This window comes from Sphingomonas arabinosi, from assembly GCF_036663715.1.
Classification (GTDB): Bacteria; Pseudomonadota; Alphaproteobacteria; order Sphingomonadales; family Sphingomonadaceae; genus Sphingomonas.
The window spans coordinates 130,327-146,016 of sequence record NZ_JAXOJN010000008.1; the positions used below are offsets into that span (position 1 = coordinate 130,327).

The window sequence follows — 15,690 nt, forward strand, 5'->3', positions numbered from 1 at the left end:
ATGATCATCGCAGTCGACGGTCCGGCGGCATCGGGCAAGGGTACGATCGCGCGCGCCTTGGCCAAGCATTATGGGTTGCCGTATCTCGATACCGGGCTGTTGTACCGCGCGGTCGCGTTGAGCGTGGCGCGGATGGGGCTCGATCCGGAGACCGAGGCCGACGCGGTCGCGGCGTGCGATTTCAGCGATGCGCTGTTGAGCGATCCGGCGTTGCGTGATGACGATATCGGTGCACTGGCGTCGGTTGTTTCGGCGCATCCGCTGGTGCGTGCGGCGTTGCTGCAGCGGCAGAGGCGATTCGCGGCGCAGGAGGGTGGAGCGATTCTGGACGGGCGCGACATCGGCACGGTGATCGCGCCTGATGCGGATGCGAAGCTGTTCGTGAAGGCTACGCCGAATATTCGGGCTCAGCGGCGGCATGCTGAGTTGCAGGCTCGGGGTGGGACGGCGAGCAAGGACCGGGTGCTGGCGGATATTCGGGCTCGGGATGCTCGGGATAGCGGGCGGTCTACGGCGCCGCTGGTGATGGCGGCGGATGCTGCGTTGCTGGATACGAGCTTTTTGTCGATCGAGGCTTCGGTGCAGCGGGCGGTGGCGCTGGTCGAGGCGCAGCGGGCGAAGAAGGCCGCTTCGGTTTAAGCCACTCCCCTCTCAGCGGCGGCGACCGCTCCGGCGAAGGCCGGGGCCCAACTGGAACGTCCGCAGTAACGAAGCGCGGTCCTCAGTTAGCGACGTCCCCCAATTGGGCCCCGGCCTTCGCCGGGGTGGTTGCTCTGCTGGGGGGACGTTAGGGTGACCGGGCTGCGCAACTTCTTCCCACTCCCTGGAAGGGAGGGGTTGGGGGTGGGTTGGCCAGTTTGTGCCACTACCGATCGCTTATGCGGAAGCCGACCCACCCCCTGCCCCTCCCTTCCAGGGAGGGGGGATTGGCGGGGTTCTCCTCCAAGGGGGATCCGTAGGCCTAAAGCGCCGTCGCCAGTGCCACCGCGCCGAACACAACCCCCGGAAAGTTCGCCACGACGATCGGCCAATCCCGCTTGTCCTTCAGAAACCCATACCCCACCCACAGCGCGCAGTTCACCATCGTCGCGAACGGCTGGACGACCGATCCCTTCTGACCCGAAAGGTTCAGCATGATCTGGTCGATGTACGACAGGTACATTACGATCGCCGTCACGGTGGCGACCCAGCCCAGCACGAGAATGCCGCGTTCGTTCAAATCTTCGCTCCTGTTGTGAAGCGGCCCTAACGAAGCCCAGGCGATCTTGCTCCGAGACCCGGTTTCGTCTATACGGAACCGTCCGGCGAGCGATGCTCGTGGAGGAAGGCGCGGAGACCTACGAGTCTCACGCGCCGTTTTCGCATTCAGCGTCTACGTCCTCTGCGCCTCGTGCCGTCCGGATGCTGCGCCGGCGTTCGGTCGTCGCGGCAACGAAGGCCAAGACCAGCGGACCCAACCGCTTGGCCGGAAACAGACTAGGATTACTGAATTCTATGGCAACCCAGGTAATGCCGACCCGCGACGATTTCGCGGCGATGCTGAACGAAACGCTCGGCGACGCCGACAGCTTCGAGGGCCGCGTGGTGCATGGCACCGTGACCGGCATCGAGAACGACATGGCCGTCATCGACGTCGGTCTGAAGTCGGAAGGCCGCGTGCCGCTTCGCGAATTCGCAGCGCCGGGCCAGAAGGCTGACCTCAAGGTCGGCGACGAAGTCGAAGTCTATGTCGACCGCGTCGAGAACGTCCACGGCGAAGCGATGCTCAGCCGCGATCGCGCCCGTCGCGAAGCCGCATGGGACAAGCTGGAAACCGAATTCTCCAAGACGACCCGCGTCGAAGGCGTGATCTTCGGCCGCGTGAAGGGTGGCTTCACCGTCGACCTGAACGGCGCCGTCGCGTTCCTTCCCGGTTCGCAGGTCGATATCCGCCCCGTGCGCGATGTCACCCCGCTGATGGATATCCCCCAGCCGTTCCAGATCCTGAAGATGGACCGCAAGCGCGGCAACATCGTCGTGTCGCGTCGCGCCGTTCTCGAAGAGACGCGCGCAGAGCAGCGTTCGGGCCTGATCCTCAGCCTGGCCGAGGGCCAGATCATCGACGGCGTCGTCAAGAACATCACCGATTACGGTGCGTTCGTTGATCTCGGCGGCATCGATGGCCTGCTGCACGTCACCGATCTCAGCTACAAGCGCGTCGGTCACCCGAGCGAAGTCCTGAACATCGGCGACACCGTCAAGGTGCAGATCATCCGCATCAACAAGGACACCCAGCGCATCAGCCTCGGCATGAAGCAGCTGGAGAGCGATCCCTGGGATGGCGCGATGGTCAAGTACCCGGTCGGCGCAAAGCTCACCGGCCGTGTCACGAACATCACCGAATATGGTGCGTTCGTCGAGCTGGAAGCGGGCATCGAAGGCCTCGTCCACGTGTCAGAAATGTCCTGGACCAAGAAGAACGTCCACCCGGGCAAGATCGTGTCGACCTCGCAGGAAGTCGACGTCATGGTCCTCGAAGTCGATTCCGAGAAGCGTCGTATTTCGCTCGGCCTCAAGCAGGCTCAGGCCAATCCTTGGGAGGCCTTCGCTGCCGCTCATCCGATCGGTTCGACCGTCGAAGGCGAAGTTAAGAACGCGACCGAATTCGGTCTGTTCATCGGCCTCGACAACGACGTCGACGGCATGGTCCACATGTCCGACATCGCATGGGGTGTTTCGGGCGAGGACGCGCTCAACCTGCATCGCAAGGGTGAGACCGTCGAGGCCGTCGTGCTTGACATCGACGCCGAGAAGGAGCGTATCTCGCTCGGCATGAAGCAGCTCGAGCGTGGCGGGCCATCGGCCGGCGGCATCGCAGCAGCAGGCGACAAGCTGAACAAGAACGCGATCGTCACGGTCACCGTTCTCGAAGTCCGCGACGCGGGCCTCGAAGTGCAGCAGGGCGACGATGGCGCGACCGGCTTCATCAAGCGCACGGATCTGGGTCGCGATCGCGACGAGCAGCGTCCGGAGCGTTTCCAGGTCGGCCAGAAGTTCGACGCGATGGTCACCGGCTTCGATCGTTCGAAGAAGCCGACTTTCTCGATCAAGGCTATGCAGATCTCGGAAGAGAAGCAGGCTGTTGCACAGTATGGTTCGTCGGATTCCGGCGCGACCCTCGGCAACATCTTGGGCGAGGCTCTCAAGGCCCGCACGGAAGCCGAGAAGAAGTAAGGTTAACCTACTGTGAAGGGAAAAGCCCGGCATGTATCGAACATGTCGGGCTTTTTCTTGTCATATCCACTTTGGTTTTTGACTGTTCGGTAATAAGTGCTAATGCCTCGCAGGTTGACCTGTATCAATCTGTAAGCGTTTTTTAGATGGGCGGGGGCTCGAATGATCCGATCTGAACTGGTCCTTAAGATCGCTGAGGCGCATCCGGACCTACAACCTAACGAAGTGGAGCTGATCGTCAGCACCTTCTTCGACGAGATATCCAAGCGACTTGCCGCAGATGGTCGAGTCGAACTGCGCGGTTTCGGTGCATTCTCCACGCGCGCACGCGATGCGCGCACCGGGCGCAATCCCCGGACCGGCGAAGTCGTCGAGGTCGAGGCCAAGCGCGTGCCGTATTTCAAGCCGGGCAAGGAAATGCGCTCGCGCCTGAACGTGTGAACGATACCACCTGCACCCGGGCATGCCCAGGTGCAGGAATATGGTGCCGACCGAGCAAGATGGGTTGACCCTGCGCGCGACCTCGTCTTGTTGGGAGCGTGTGCGGACGTGGCGAAACCGGTAGACGCAGGAGACTTAAAATCTCCCTCCCTAGGAGTGCGGGTTCGAGTCCCGCCGTCCGCACCATTCGAGCTGTCCTGCTGGCTGGCGGCATCACGATGTCAGTCGCCGCGCTGAGCGGGTGCGATCGCCGGCCCGATACCGGCGTGGTCGTCGCCAGTGCGATCGGCGCGCCGCCCCGCGTCGCCGATGCGAGCCGGGTCCCGCTCGATACCCCTTCCCGACTGATGATGGATTCCACCGCGCAAGGGCTGGTGCGGTTCGATGCCGCCGGGCAGATCGAACCTGGACTTGCCGAGCGCTGGATCGTGATCGATGGCGGGATGAGCTACATCTTCCGCCTGCGCGAGGGCGACTGGGGCGATGGTACGCCGGTGACCGCGGAGCAGGTGGTGACGATGCTGGAGCGCCAGATCGGGCCGGACTCGCGTAATCCGCTCGCGCCGTTCCTGACCGCGATCGACGAGATCGTCGTGATGACGCCGCAGGTGATCGAGGTTCGACTGTCGCGGCCGCGCCCCGATTTGCTGAAGCTGTTCGCACAACCCGAGCTTGCGTTGCTCCGCCTGCGCCCGTCGGGCGGGAGCGGTCCGTTCCGCGTGTTGCGTCGTGGCCGCGCGCCGCTGTTGCGTCCTGCCTTCGATCCGAACCAGGCGGACCCCGACGACCAGCGCGAGGCCAAGCCCGAGGAAGACGTCCGTCTGATCGGCGAACGCGCCGCGCGCGCGATCGCACGGTTCGCCAATCGCGACTCGGATCTCGTCAGCGGCGGCAGTTTCGTCGACTGGCCGCTGCTGGCGACGACCGACATCGCCGCGGCCAACGTCCGCGTGGATCCCGCGGTCGGGCTGTTCGGTCTCGCGATCGTCCGCCGCGATGGGTTCCTGGCGGATCCGATCAACCGCGCGGCGGTGGCCGAGTCGATCGATCGGACGGCGCTGACCGCGGCGATCGCCCCCGCCTGGGATCCCGCCGACCGCATCCTGCCCGATATCCTCGATTCCGCGGCATTACCGCAGGTTCCGGCCTGGACGCTACTCACGCAGGACGAACGCCGCACCTCCGCCCGGCAAAGGGTCGCGGCCTGGACCGGTGGACCGGTCGCGCTGCGGATCGCGATGCCGGCCGGTCCCGGCGCCACGCTTCTGTATGCGCAGGTCGCCGCGTCGTTGATCGCGGTCGGGATCACGCCGACGCGTGTCGGCATGAGCGAGGCCGCGGACCTAAAGCTGGTCGATGCGGTAGCGCCCTATGACAGTGCGCGCTGGTATCTGGCGACTGCGTGCGTGGTCTGCGGCGAGGCGGCGCAGGCCGCGCTGGAGGCTGCACGCGAAGCGCCGTCGCTGGCGGAGCGCGGGGCACGGATCGCGGCGGCGGATGCCGCGCTGAACGAGGATGTCGCGTTCATCCCGCTGGCTCGCCCGTTGCGGTGGTCGCTGGTGTCGCCGCGGCTGCGCCAATGGCAGGCGAACGTACGTGCGTGGCACCCGTTGAACCGGTTGCGCGCCGATACCAACTAGGGTCGATGAACCCGCGCACCACCCGCATCGCCCCCGGCGAGATCTTCCAGTCGCTACCGCTCGGCAAGGACGCGCTGTCGGTGCGCCGCCGCGTCGAGGCGATGGAGCGCGTGATGGAGGGGTTGTTCGTCATCCCCGGCACTAACCGCAAGGTCGGGATGGACGTCGTGCTCGACCTCATCCCGTTCGCAGGCAGCACGATCGCGGCGGCGGTCGGCGCGTGGATGGCATGGGAAGCGCGCAACATCGGTATGTCGAAGATCCAGATGGCGCGGATGTTCGGCAATGTCGGGATCGACTGGGCGTTCGGGATGATCCCGTTCGTCGGCGCGATCCCGGACTTCTTCTTCCGTTCGAACACGCGCAACCTGCGGATCATCAAGCGGCATCTGGACAAGCATCACCCATCGACCACGACGCTCGACGGGTAGCTCACCACGCACCGTCATTCCCCCGGAGGCGGGAACCCATACTGGCTGACTGCGTGAATAATCTCGAATGGCAGCCAATATGGATCCCCGCCTGCGCGGGGATGACTATCAAAGGCATAGATTAGGTCAGGCGGTTAGGGCCCAACGTCGGCATCGCGTGCCGCCGGCTTGTAGCTTGCGCTCGTTCCGAGCCCCAGCGCAACGGCGACGCGGTCGTTCCAGCCGTAAGGGTCGGCGCGGATGACGGGTTCGCCGGCGTCGTCGAACAGCACGGTCTGGTACAACAACCGCACCGGTATCTCCTTCGGCAGCTTGACGAACGTCTCCTTGCCGGTCGCGCGGGCGGCGTGCCACTGGTCGGTCACGCCCCCGTCCTTCGCCAGCATCTCGGCGAACCCGAGCGCATCCTCGACGCGGACGCAGCCATGGCTGCGCTGGCGCTGGATTTCGGCGAACAATTGCTTGGCGGGGGTGTCGTGCAGGTAGATCGCGTGGTCGTTGGACATGTCGAACTTGACGAGGCCGAGCGAATTCTTCGGCCCCGACTGCTGGACCAGCCAGCCATTCTTCCACGCCAGGTTGTTGGCGCGCAGGTATCCGGCGCCCTTCCCTGCCATCTCCTTCTTCTCGACCGAGCGCGGCACCGTCCAGGTCGGATTGGCGACGAGGCGGAAGATCGGCGACCCGAGCTGCGGGGTTTCCTTTTCGGGTTCGCCGACCACGACCTTGCGGCTGTCGACCAGCTTGCCGTCGCGCCAATAGCTCAGCCGCGCCGCGGCGAGGTTGACGTCGATCCGCGTTGTCGGCGCATTGCGATCGAGCCAGCGGAGCCGCTCCATGTTGACCGCGATCGCGCGTGCCCGATCCGCATCGGACAAATTGAGGATGCCGAGCGCCGCGCTGCCGATCATGCCGTCGGGCTTGATGCCGTAATCGGCCTGCATCTTCTTGATCGCGAGGATCATCGCCGGGGTCAGGCGATCGCCCTGCGCCGCCGCCTTGTCGAGATAATCGAACGCCACCAGCTGATGCGCGATCGCGGCAACCCGGGGATCGGATTCGCCCGGCTTGATCGGCTTGCCGGTGTCGGGGATCGCGGATGCCGGCGTCTGCTCCCACTTCGGCGTCGCGAGATAGGCCTTGGACAAGCGCGCGTAATTCTCGTCCTGCGGTGCGAGTCCGGCGAGCCATTTGCCGACATCGCCGGCCTGAAGCGCCGCGGCGAGACCACGGCCAAGATCGACCTGCGGGCGCGGCACCGTATAGACGTCGAACAACTTGGTCGGATCGGTCGCGCCCTGCGACAATGCCTTGGCGTACGTCAGTGCAGCCTTCGTCAAGGCATCGTCGCCGGCACCGGGTTGCGCGCTCGCATCGAAGCTCATCCGGTCGAGGCCGTGGGCGCCGCGCGCCGCGATCGCCTTGCGCAACTGCCCGGCGGTCGTGGTGGTCCATCCCGTGGGCGTGCCTGCCGGGGCCGCGGCCTGTTGCTGGTTCGTCCCCGCCGTGGTCGTGTTAATCTCGCAAGCCGAAAGTGCACACGTCATCGCCAGCAGCGATGCACCGATCAAACCAAGACGCACCAGCATTCCCCCATCATTTCGACATACAACGTCGGGCGCGCGTCTCCGCTCCACGACTGCGCCCTGGCGACGCAATTCTTCCGGTCGATGGACCGCCCGTGCCTTTTGCCCGCGCCTTTTACATCTCGCGCGCCGTCATTCTGCAACCCGGATCGCGCCGGTCGCGTTATAGGGCCAACGCATGATCAAGGTCGCCAGCTACAATATCCACAAGGGCATCGGGCTCGACCGTCGGCGTAACCCCGAACGCGTGGTCGAGGTCCTGCGCGAGATCGATGCCGACGTGATCGCGCTGCAGGAGGCGGATCGGCGGTTCGGGGCCAAGGCGTGCGTGCTGCCGCATCACTTGCTGGAGGAGCATAGCGACTGGAAGCCCGTCGATTTTGGGCTGCGCGCGCTCAGCATGGGATGGCATGGCAACGTCATCCTCGTCCGCAAGTCCGCGCGGGTGGTCGATAGCGAACCGCTTCACCTCCCCTCGCTCGAACCGCGTGGCGCGGTAATGGCGGACGTCCAGTTCGAGAGTGGCACGTTGCGCGTCCTCGGCATGCATCTCGATCTGTCGGGGCTATGGCGGCGCAAGCAGGCTGCCGCGATCATGAACCATGTCGATGCGTGCGCGCAGGCGCATCCGACGGTGATGATGGGCGATCTGAACGAATGGAGCGCGGGTGCGGGGTGCCTGCGCGATTTCGGCCGCGACTATGCATTCGCGGAAACGGGAGCGAGTTTCCATTCGCGGCGCGCGGTGGCTCGGCTCGACCGGATCATGGTGTCGTCGGACTTGAACGTGGTCGAGTGCGGCGTACACGCGAGCCCGGCGGCGCGGAAAGCCTCGGATCACCTGCCGATCTGGGCTATTGTCGAAACGAAGACACCGACGAACCGAACCGGGGCCACCGAATAGGCCCCGAGCGATCCCGTCGGCATTGAGGATGTAGAATGCGCGAGAAGGAACTGCGACTGGCGCTCGTCTGCTATGGCGGGATCAGCCTTGCGGTCTACATGCACGGGATCACCAAGGAGATATGGCGGCTCGTCTGCGCCAGCCGCGCCTTCCATGACGGCGATACCCCGAAGTGCGGCAGCGAAGGCGTGTATCACGCGCTGCTCCAGGAGATCGAAGATCACGGCGCGATCCGCGTCCGCGTCCTCGCCGACATCATCGCAGGCGCGAGCGCCGGCGGGATCAACGGTATCTTCCTCGCGCAGGCGATCGCGACCGGGCAGAGCCTCGACCCGCTGACCGACCTCTGGATGACGTCGGCGGACGTCGAGGCGCTGATCGATACCGAGGCGGCACCGAAATCGCGGTTCTCCAAGGCTTGGGCGATGCCGCTCGCATGGATGGCGGCGGGTCGCAGCACCGACAAGGTCGATGCGCTCGACGATCCCACGCGCGAGGAGGTGCGGACCAAGCTGTCGCATTTCATTCGCTCGCGCTGGTTCGAGCCGCCGTTCGGGGGGAAGACGTTCACCAACCTGCTGCTCGATGCGTTCGATGCGATGGCGGCGAGCGAGCGCGGGCCGCGCCTGTTGCCGCCGAGCCAGCCGCTCGACCTGTTCGTGACGGTTACCGACTTTTCGGGGCACCCCGAGCGGTTGCAGCTCAATTCGCCGGCGGAAGTGGTCGAGACCGAGCATCGCCTGGTGGTCGACTTCACCGACAATGGCGGTGCGTGCGATACGCTCGCGCCGCCCGCGGAACTGGCGTTCGCGGCGCGCGCGACGTCGAGCTTTCCGGGAGCGTTCCCGCCGTTCACGGTCGCCGAACTGGACGGCGTGCTGAAGGATCGCGCGATCGACTGGCCGGAGCGTCCCGCGTTCCTCGCGCGCGTGCTGCCGCGGCATACGGCGGCCAACGCAGCGGAAAGCGCGGTGCTGATCGACGGATCGGTGCTGGCCAACGCGCCGTTCCGGCCCGCGCTCGATGCGCTCAAGGAGCGGCCTGCGCGGCGCCAGATCGACCGGCGGTTCATCTACATAGACCCCTCGCCCGACATCAAGCTGCGGCTCAATCGCGGTGGCGGGACGCCCGGGTTCTTCCAGACGATCATCGGTGCGATCAGTGACATTCCGCGCCAGCAACCGATCCGCGACAATCTGGAGGCGATCGCCGAGCGTTCGGCGCGGATCGACCGGATGCGCGGTATCCTCACCGCGATCCGTCCCGAGGTGGAGGCCGACGTCGAGTCGTTGTTCGGCCACACGCTGTTCCTCGACCGGCCCACCGCGCCGCGGCTGATCGCGTGGCGGCGGCGCGCGCAGAAGGCGGCGGCGGCGAGCTCGGGCTATGGGTTCGTCGCGTACGGCCATCTGAAACGCAGCGCGGTGATCGAGACGCTGGCGTTGCTGTTGTTCGATGCGGGGGAGCACCACCGGCCCCGGCGGCTGGCGCAGATCCGTGCGGCGATCGTCGCGCATGTCGCCGCGTCGGGCGCGGACCAGCTTGGGTCGGGGCATGCGGGCGGGGCCAGTGCGGCATCGATCGCGTTCCTGCGGACCTTCGACATCGGCTTTCGCATTCGCAGATTGCGGCTGATGGCGCGGCGCTTGTCCGAAGTGGAGACCGCCGCGGACGAGCCAGAGCTGGGGCCGATGCGCGACGCGATCTACGAGTCGCTGTCGCCGTATCTGGATCGACTGCGCGCCGAGATGCATGCGGGGCTGCACGACGCGGTGCGGACGATGCGTGGCGACGCAAGCGCGGTGCTGGAGACGCTCGGGCGGACGTTCGACCTCGAACACCTCGATGCGGAGACCGACCAGCGGCTGGCGGAGGCGTTCGCCGCGCTCGCCAAGCCGACGCGGCGCACGCTGTTGCTGGCGTATCTCGGCTTTCCGTATTTCGATACCGCGACCTTGCCGCTGTTGCAGGGTGAAGGGCTCGACGAGTTCGATCCGATCAAGGTCGACCGGATCGCGCCCGACGATGCGACCTCGATCCGCTCCGGGGGTGCGGAGGCGACATTGAAAGGGATTCAGTTCGGGACGTTCGGCGCGTTCTTCAGCCGTGCCTACCGCGAGAACGACTATCTCTGGGGGCGGCTGCACGGGTCGGAGCGGATGATCGACATTACCGTTTCGACGTTGCCGCAGACGGTACGGATGAAGCCCGGGCGGGTCGCGGCGATCAAGCGCGCGGCGTTTCTCGCGATCCTCGACGAGGAGGAGCCGAGGCTCACCGCGATCCTGCCGCTGATCGCGCAGCTGCGGACGGAAATCGGCTAAAGCTGGCCAAACGCCGGATGTGGCGGTAGCTCTGCGTTGCCAACGGCGTTTCGGCGCGATTGGGGAATGATAAAGGGTCGCCGCATGCAGTTCCTGAAAATCCTGTTCTGGTGCCTGCTGGCGTTCATCGCCGCGGTGTTCACCATCAGCAACTGGAACGCCGTCCAGATACAGCTCTGGGGCGGGCTGATCGCGGACGTGAACCTGCCGCTGTTGCTGTTCGTGACGTTCCTGATCGGGTTCGTGCCGACGATGTTGTACAATCATGCGATCCGGTGGCGACTGCGTCAGCGCCTTTCGACTTGCGAGCGCGAGTTGACGGAACTGCGGACGCCGCGGCCCGAGCCGGTGGTGGCGACGCCTGTCGACCTGTCGGTGTCTCCGTCCACGACAACGCCGCCGATCGTGCAGCCTTCCGTCACGCCGGGGATCGGGCGATGAGCAACCGGATCTACGTCGCGCTCGACACGCCCGATCTGGCCCGCGCCAAGGCGATGGCGACGCGCGTCCGCCATCATGTCGGCGGGATCAAGCTGGGGCTCGAATTCTTCTCGGCGCACGGCCAGTCCGGCGTGCATGCGATGGCGGAACTCGGTTTGCCGATCTTCCTCGACCTGAAGCTGCACGATATCCCGAACACGGTCGCCAAGGCGGTGCAGGCGCTGGGGGCGCTGAAACCGGCGATCCTGACGGTGCATGCGAGCGGCGGCCGGGCGATGCTCGAGGATGCCAAGGCTGCTGCCCCGCTCGGTACGAAGGTGATCGCGGTGACGATGCTGACCAGCCTCGATGCGGCGGATCTCGCGGCGACCGGCGTCGTCGGCAGCGCGCACGATCAGGTTTCGCGACTGACCGAGCTGGCGCGCGAGGCGGGAGTCGACGGTATCGTCTGCTCGGGCGCCGAGGTCGCTGCAGCGAAGGCGATCTGGCCGAAGGGCTTCTTCGTCGTTCCCGGCGTGCGCCTTCCCGACGGCCAGATCGGCGACCAGAAGCGCGTCGTCACGCCGCGCCAGGCGATGGACGCCGGCGCCTCGATTTTGGTGGTCGGTCGCCCGATCACGCAAGCCGAAGACCCCGACACGGCCGCCAGGGCGATCGGCGCGACGCTGTAGGACCGCTCCGTCATCCTGACTTTCGTCAGGATGACGGGACGTGTTGCTGCCGAAGGAACCCGCATGACTACCGCCAAGATCTGTGGGCTCTCCACCCCCGTCACGCTCGACGCCGCGATTGGGCATGGGGCGAGCCATGTCGGGTTCGTGTTCTTTCCCGCCTCGCTGCGCCATGTGACGTTCGCGAAGGCCGCGGAGCTTGCGGCGCGGGTGCCTGGGCACGTTGCGAAGGTCGGCGTGTTCGTCGATCCCGAGGACGACATGCTCGAACAGGCGGTCGGGTCGGCCGCGCTCGATGTGCTGCAACTTCACAAGGTGACACCGCCACGCGCTGCCGCGATCCGCGCGAAGTTCGGGATCGAGACCTGGGTCGCGGTGGCGGTTCGCACGCGAGGCGATCTCGATGGGGCGCACGGGTTTGTCGGAGTGGCCGACCGGATACTCTATGACGCGAAGACGCCGGACTCGGCTGTGTTGCCGGGCGGAATGGGATTGCGGTTTGACTGGGATCTGCTCGACGGGTTCAGGCATCCGCTGCCCTGGGCGCTGTCGGGGGGGCTCGATCCTGCGAACGTTGCTGAGGCGATCCGGCGGACTGGGGCGGAGTTAGTCGACGTGTCCTCCGGCGTGGAAAACGAGCCCGGCACGAAGGACGAAACGAAGATCGCCGCGTTCCTTAGGGCCACCGCCTCCTGAGTTGTTCACCCGTAAAGGCGGGTGCCCAGACTGGGCCCCCGCCTTCGCGGGGACACACTTCGCGAGGATACAGGGGCTTGGCGCACCGTGCCGAGGTGCTAAAGCGCTCCGCATGAACGCTCCAACCCTCGCCCCCAACTCCTACCGCGCGCAGCCCGACGAGCGCGGCCATTTCGGCGACTTCGGTGGCCGCTATGTCGCCGAGACGCTGATGCCGCTCGTCCTCGAACTCGACGAGGCCTATCGCGCCGCCAAGGCCGACCCCGCGTTCAAAGCGCAGTTCGACGATTTGCTCGAACATTATGTCGGCCGTCCGAGCCCGCTCTACTACGCCGAACGGCTGACCGAGGCGCTGCGCGAGTCAGCTCCCGAAGGCATGGGCGCGCAGGTCTGGTTCAAGCGCGACGAGCTGAATCATACCGGCGCACACAAGATCAACAACTGCATCGGCCAGATCCTGCTCGCGATGCGCATGGGCAAGACGCGGATCATCGCCGAGACCGGCGCGGGTCAGCACGGCGTCGCCACCGCCACGGTCTGCGCGCGCTTTGGGCTCCCTTGCGTGATCTACATGGGCGCGAAGGACGTCGAGCGTCAGGCGCCCAACGTGTTCCGCATGAAGCTGCTCGGTGCCGAAGTCCGCCCGGTGACCAGCGGTGCGCACACGCTGAAGGACGCGATGAACGAGGGGATGCGCGACTGGGTCGCCAACGTCCACGACACTTTCTACATCATCGGCACCGCCGCCGGCCCGCACCCGTATCCGGAAATGGTCCGCGATTTCCAGAGCGTGATCGGCACCGAGGCACGCGCGCAGATGCTGGAGCGCGTCGGTCGCCTGCCGGATATGCTGGTTGCGGCGATCGGCGGTGGGTCTAACGCTATCGGGCTGTTCCATCCGTTCCTCGACGATGCCGACGTGCAGATGCTCGGCGTCGAGGCGGCGGGCCATGGGCTCGACAAGCAGCACGCGGCGAGCCTTGCGGGCGGTTTCCCCGGCGTACTCCACGGCAACAAGACGTATCTGTTGCAGGACGAGGACGGCCAGATCACCGAGGCGCATTCGATCTCGGCCGGGCTCGATTACCCCGGAATCGGCCCTGAGCACGCCTGGCTGCGCGATATCGGCCGGGTGGAGTATGACAGCGCGACCGATCAGGAGGCGCTCGATGCGTTCCAGCTGTTGTGCCGGACCGAGGGCATCATCCCTGCGCTGGAGCCATCGCATGCCATCGCGACCGTGACGAAGAGGGCGCGCGAGATGCGGCAGGACCAGATTATCCTGGCGAACCTGTGTGGGCGTGGTGACAAGGATATCTTCACCGTGGCGGAAGCGCTTGGGGTGGCGATATGATTGCCGCGTCCTTCCCCCCTCTCGCGCGCGGGAGGGGCCGGGGGTGGGCTCGCGCTCACGCCGTTCGCAACGCAGGTTTGGGTCTTGCTATCGCCAGCCGCAGCGTTTGCGGAGGCCGGGTGCCCACCCCCAGCCCCTCCCGCTTGCGGGAGGGGGGCAAGTGAGCCGTCTTGCCGCTACCTTTGCGCGCACCGCGGCCGCTGGGCGCGCTGCGCTTGTCGCGTTCGTTACTGCCGGTGATCCTACTACCGAGGCCACCGGGCCGATCCTCGACGCGCTTGTCGCCGGGGGCGCGGATGCGATCGAGTTGGGCATGCCGTTCACCGATCCGATGGCGGATGGCCCTGCGATCCAGGCGGCCAATATCCGCAGCCTTGCGCAGGGTACGCGCACCGCGGACATCCTGGCCGCCGCCACTGCGTTCCGGACGCGCCATCCGGACGTGCCGCTGGTCCTGATGGGCTACGGCAACCCGATGCTTCGGCGCGGTGCGGACTGGTTCGCGCAGGCCGCCGCCGCCGCCGGCGTCGATGGCGTGATCTGCGTCGACGTGCCGCCAGAGGAGGACGATGCGCTCGGACCGCAGTTGCGTGCAGCGGGGATCGACCTGATCCGCCTCGCCACGCCCACGACCGACGCCGCGCGGTTGCCGACCGTCCTCGATGGGGCGAGCGGGTTCCTGTACTACGTGTCCGTTGCGGGCATCACCGGGCTCCAGCAGGCGCAGCAATCGTCGATCGAGGAGGCCGTCGCACGCCTCAAGGCACAGACCGACATCCCGATCGCAGTCGGCTTCGGCATTCGCACGCCCGAGCAGGCCGCCAACGTCGCGCGCGTCGCCGACGGTGTCGTCGTCGGCTCGGCGATCGTCGAACTGGTCGCGCAACACGGCGCCGCTGCGGCCGAGCCGGTCCGCGCCTATATCAAGTCTCTCGCCGACGCCGTCGCGTCCGCAAGAAAGGTTCCTGCATGAGCTGGCTCAACAGCGTCCGCAACGTCCTGCCCTTCGTCGCGAAGCGCGAGACGCCCGAAAACCTCTGGCACAAGTGCAAGGGCTGCGGGCAGATGGTCTTCACCAAGGAACTCGAGGACAATCTGTATGTCTGCCCGAAATGCGATCACCACGACCGCATCGGGCCGAAGATCCGTTTTGCGCAACTGTTCGACGAAGGCAGCTGCAGCGAGCTTCCCGCGCCGAAAGTTCCCGAGGATCCGCTCAAGTTTCGCGACCAGAAGCGGTACACCGATCGCCTTAAGGCGGCGAGGACCGACAATAGCGAGCAGGACGCGCTGATCAACGCGCGCGGCGCGATCGCCGGCCACCGCGTCGTCGTCGGCGTGCAGGACTTCGGTTTCATGGGCGGATCGATGGGCCTCGCGGTCGGCGAAGCTTTCGTTCGCGGCGTAGAGGCGGCGATCGAGGACCGCGTGCCGTACGTGATCTTCACCGCGAGCGGCGGCGCGCGCATGCAGGAGGGCATTCTGAGCCTGATGCAGATGCCGCGCAGCACGGTGGCGATCCAGATGCTCCACGATGCCGGGCTGCCGTACATCGTCGTGCTGACCGATCCGACGTCGGGCGGTGTGATGGCAGCCTATGCGATGCTCGGCGACGTGCAGATCGCCGAGCCGAAGGCGACGCTGGCGTTCACCGGCCGCCGCGTGATCGAGAGCACGATCCGTGAGAAGCTGCCCGAGGATTTCCAGACGAGCGAATATTATCTGGAGCACGGGCTGATCGATATGGTCGTCCACCGGAAGGATTTACGCGAGCAACTCGGTACGGTGATCGGGTATCTCAGCGCGCGCGAAGCGGCGTAACATACTCCCTCTCCCCTTTGGGGAGAGGGTCGGGGTGAGGGGCTGCCAAGCAGGACGCCGCCTGGAACGGGGGGGGGGGGGGGGGGGGGGGGGGGGGGGGGGGGGGGGGGGGGGGGGGGGGGGGGGGGCGGCGCGCGGCGGGGGGGGGGGGCCGGGGGCGGCGGGGGG

The 15,690-nt window shown here is 66.3% G+C and carries 15 protein-coding genes and 1 tRNA gene; 14 read left to right on the plus strand and 2 right to left on the minus strand.

The features are described from left to right. Window positions 1–639 (plus strand): (d)CMP kinase, encoded by a 639-nt coding sequence (gene cmk / locus U1708_RS14380; RefSeq protein WP_332746525.1) that lies wholly within the window; start codon window positions 1–3, stop codon window positions 637–639. A gap of 322 nt (window positions 640–961) precedes the next feature. Here the strand turns inward: cmk and U1708_RS14385 are convergent, their stop codons facing one another. Beyond that, the gene (locus U1708_RS14385; RefSeq protein WP_332746526.1) at window positions 962–1,219 is read right to left on the minus strand and encodes a SemiSWEET family transporter; all 258 of its coding nucleotides are present in this window, start codon (window positions 1,217–1,219) and stop codon (window positions 962–964) included. Between the two features lie 275 nt (window positions 1,220–1,494). Between U1708_RS14385 and rpsA the strand changes: the two genes are divergently transcribed. The 5 genes from rpsA to U1708_RS14410 all read left to right on the plus strand — a co-directional run bounded on the left by rpsA (window position 1,495) and on the right by U1708_RS14410 (window position 5,725). Continuing rightward, window positions 1,495–3,213, plus strand: a complete 1,719-nt coding sequence (gene rpsA / locus U1708_RS14390) for a 30S ribosomal protein S1 (protein ID WP_055879635.1) — start codon at window positions 1,495–1,497, stop codon at window positions 3,211–3,213. Window positions 3,214–3,375: 162 nt separating this feature from the next. Continuing rightward, window positions 3,376–3,654: an integration host factor subunit beta gene (locus U1708_RS14395; RefSeq protein ID WP_056060417.1), complete on the plus strand. Its 279-nt coding sequence runs from the start codon at window positions 3,376–3,378 to the stop codon at window positions 3,652–3,654. 102 nt (window positions 3,655–3,756) lie between these two features. Beyond that, a tRNA-Leu gene (locus U1708_RS14400) sits at window positions 3,757–3,840 on the plus strand. 32 nt (window positions 3,841–3,872) lie between these two features. After that, window positions 3,873–5,294, plus strand: a complete 1,422-nt coding sequence (locus tag U1708_RS14405) for an ABC transporter substrate-binding protein (protein ID WP_332746527.1) — start codon at window positions 3,873–3,875, stop codon at window positions 5,292–5,294. Window positions 5,295–5,299: 5 nt separating this feature from the next. Beyond that, a complete protein-coding gene (locus U1708_RS14410) occupies window positions 5,300–5,725 on the plus strand; it encodes a DUF4112 domain-containing protein (RefSeq protein WP_332746528.1) in 426 nt (141 codons plus the stop codon). A gap of 134 nt (window positions 5,726–5,859) precedes the next feature. Here U1708_RS14410 and U1708_RS14415 read toward each other — a convergent pair whose 3' ends face one another. Then, window positions 5,860–7,314 (minus strand): L,D-transpeptidase family protein, encoded by a 1,455-nt coding sequence (locus U1708_RS14415; protein WP_443030054.1) that lies wholly within the window; start codon window positions 7,312–7,314, stop codon window positions 5,860–5,862. Between the two features lie 175 nt (window positions 7,315–7,489). Here U1708_RS14415 and U1708_RS14420 point away from each other — a divergent pair, with 175 nt between their 5' ends. The 8 genes from U1708_RS14420 (at window position 7,490) to accD (ending at window position 15,522) form a co-directional block, all read left to right on the plus strand. Then, window positions 7,490–8,215, plus strand: a complete 726-nt coding sequence (locus U1708_RS14420; protein ID WP_332746530.1) for an endonuclease/exonuclease/phosphatase family protein — start codon at window positions 7,490–7,492, stop codon at window positions 8,213–8,215. Between the two features lie 35 nt (window positions 8,216–8,250). Beyond that, window positions 8,251–10,539 carry a patatin-like protein gene (locus tag U1708_RS14425; protein ID WP_332746531.1) on the plus strand — a complete coding sequence of 763 codons (2,289 nt, stop codon included), beginning with the start codon at window positions 8,251–8,253 and terminating at the stop codon, window positions 10,537–10,539. A gap of 84 nt (window positions 10,540–10,623) precedes the next feature. Then, window positions 10,624–10,980: a LapA family protein gene (locus U1708_RS14430; protein ID WP_332746532.1), complete on the plus strand. Its 357-nt coding sequence runs from the start codon at window positions 10,624–10,626 to the stop codon at window positions 10,978–10,980. Continuing rightward, a complete protein-coding gene (pyrF, locus tag U1708_RS14435; protein WP_332746533.1) occupies window positions 10,977–11,651 on the plus strand; it encodes an orotidine-5'-phosphate decarboxylase in 675 nt (224 codons plus the stop codon). The genes U1708_RS14430 and pyrF overlap by 4 nt, the downstream gene beginning before the upstream one ends. A gap of 63 nt (window positions 11,652–11,714) precedes the next feature. Next, window positions 11,715–12,347, plus strand: coding sequence for a phosphoribosylanthranilate isomerase (locus U1708_RS14440; protein ID WP_332746534.1), 633 nt, complete (start codon window positions 11,715–11,717; stop codon window positions 12,345–12,347). A gap of 112 nt (window positions 12,348–12,459) precedes the next feature. Further along, the gene (gene trpB / locus U1708_RS14445; RefSeq protein WP_332746535.1) at window positions 12,460–13,701 is read left to right on the plus strand and encodes a tryptophan synthase subunit beta; all 1,242 of its coding nucleotides are present in this window, start codon (window positions 12,460–12,462) and stop codon (window positions 13,699–13,701) included. Window positions 13,702–13,861: 160 nt separating this feature from the next. Then, entirely contained in the window at window positions 13,862–14,674 is an 813-nt protein-coding gene (gene trpA, locus U1708_RS14450; protein WP_332746536.1) for a tryptophan synthase subunit alpha, read from the plus strand. Beyond that, window positions 14,671–15,522, plus strand: a complete 852-nt coding sequence (gene accD / locus U1708_RS14455; protein WP_332746537.1) for an acetyl-CoA carboxylase, carboxyltransferase subunit beta — start codon at window positions 14,671–14,673, stop codon at window positions 15,520–15,522. The genes trpA and accD overlap by 4 nt, the downstream gene beginning before the upstream one ends. Window positions 15,523–15,690: the final 168 nt, after the last annotated feature.

What these genes read in the sequence shown, in the direction of transcription:
- accD (WP_332746537.1), top strand. Translation starts at nt 14,671, where the DNA reads ATGAGCTGGCTCAACAGCGTCCGCAACGTCCTGCCCTTCGTCGCGAAG.
- U1708_RS14415 (WP_443030054.1), bottom strand. Translation starts at nt 7,314, where the DNA reads ATGCTGGTGCGTCTTGGTTTGATCGGTGCATCGCTGCTGGCGATGACG.
- rpsA (WP_055879635.1), top strand. Translation starts at nt 1,495, where the DNA reads ATGGCAACCCAGGTAATGCCGACCCGCGACGATTTCGCGGCGATGCTG.
- U1708_RS14410 (WP_332746528.1), top strand. Translation starts at nt 5,300, where the DNA reads ATGAACCCGCGCACCACCCGCATCGCCCCCGGCGAGATCTTCCAGTCG.
- U1708_RS14425 (WP_332746531.1), top strand. Translation starts at nt 8,251, where the DNA reads ATGCGCGAGAAGGAACTGCGACTGGCGCTCGTCTGCTATGGCGGGATC.
- U1708_RS14395 (WP_056060417.1), top strand. Translation starts at nt 3,376, where the DNA reads ATGATCCGATCTGAACTGGTCCTTAAGATCGCTGAGGCGCATCCGGAC.
- cmk (WP_332746525.1), top strand. Translation starts at nt 1, where the DNA reads ATGATCATCGCAGTCGACGGTCCGGCGGCATCGGGCAAGGGTACGATC.
- U1708_RS14420 (WP_332746530.1), top strand. Translation starts at nt 7,490, where the DNA reads ATGATCAAGGTCGCCAGCTACAATATCCACAAGGGCATCGGGCTCGAC.
- pyrF (WP_332746533.1), top strand. Translation starts at nt 10,977, where the DNA reads ATGAGCAACCGGATCTACGTCGCGCTCGACACGCCCGATCTGGCCCGC.
- U1708_RS14430 (WP_332746532.1), top strand. Translation starts at nt 10,624, where the DNA reads ATGCAGTTCCTGAAAATCCTGTTCTGGTGCCTGCTGGCGTTCATCGCC.
- U1708_RS14440 (WP_332746534.1), top strand. Translation starts at nt 11,715, where the DNA reads ATGACTACCGCCAAGATCTGTGGGCTCTCCACCCCCGTCACGCTCGAC.
- U1708_RS14405 (WP_332746527.1), top strand. Translation starts at nt 3,873, where the DNA reads ATGTCAGTCGCCGCGCTGAGCGGGTGCGATCGCCGGCCCGATACCGGC.
- trpB (WP_332746535.1), top strand. Translation starts at nt 12,460, where the DNA reads ATGAACGCTCCAACCCTCGCCCCCAACTCCTACCGCGCGCAGCCCGAC.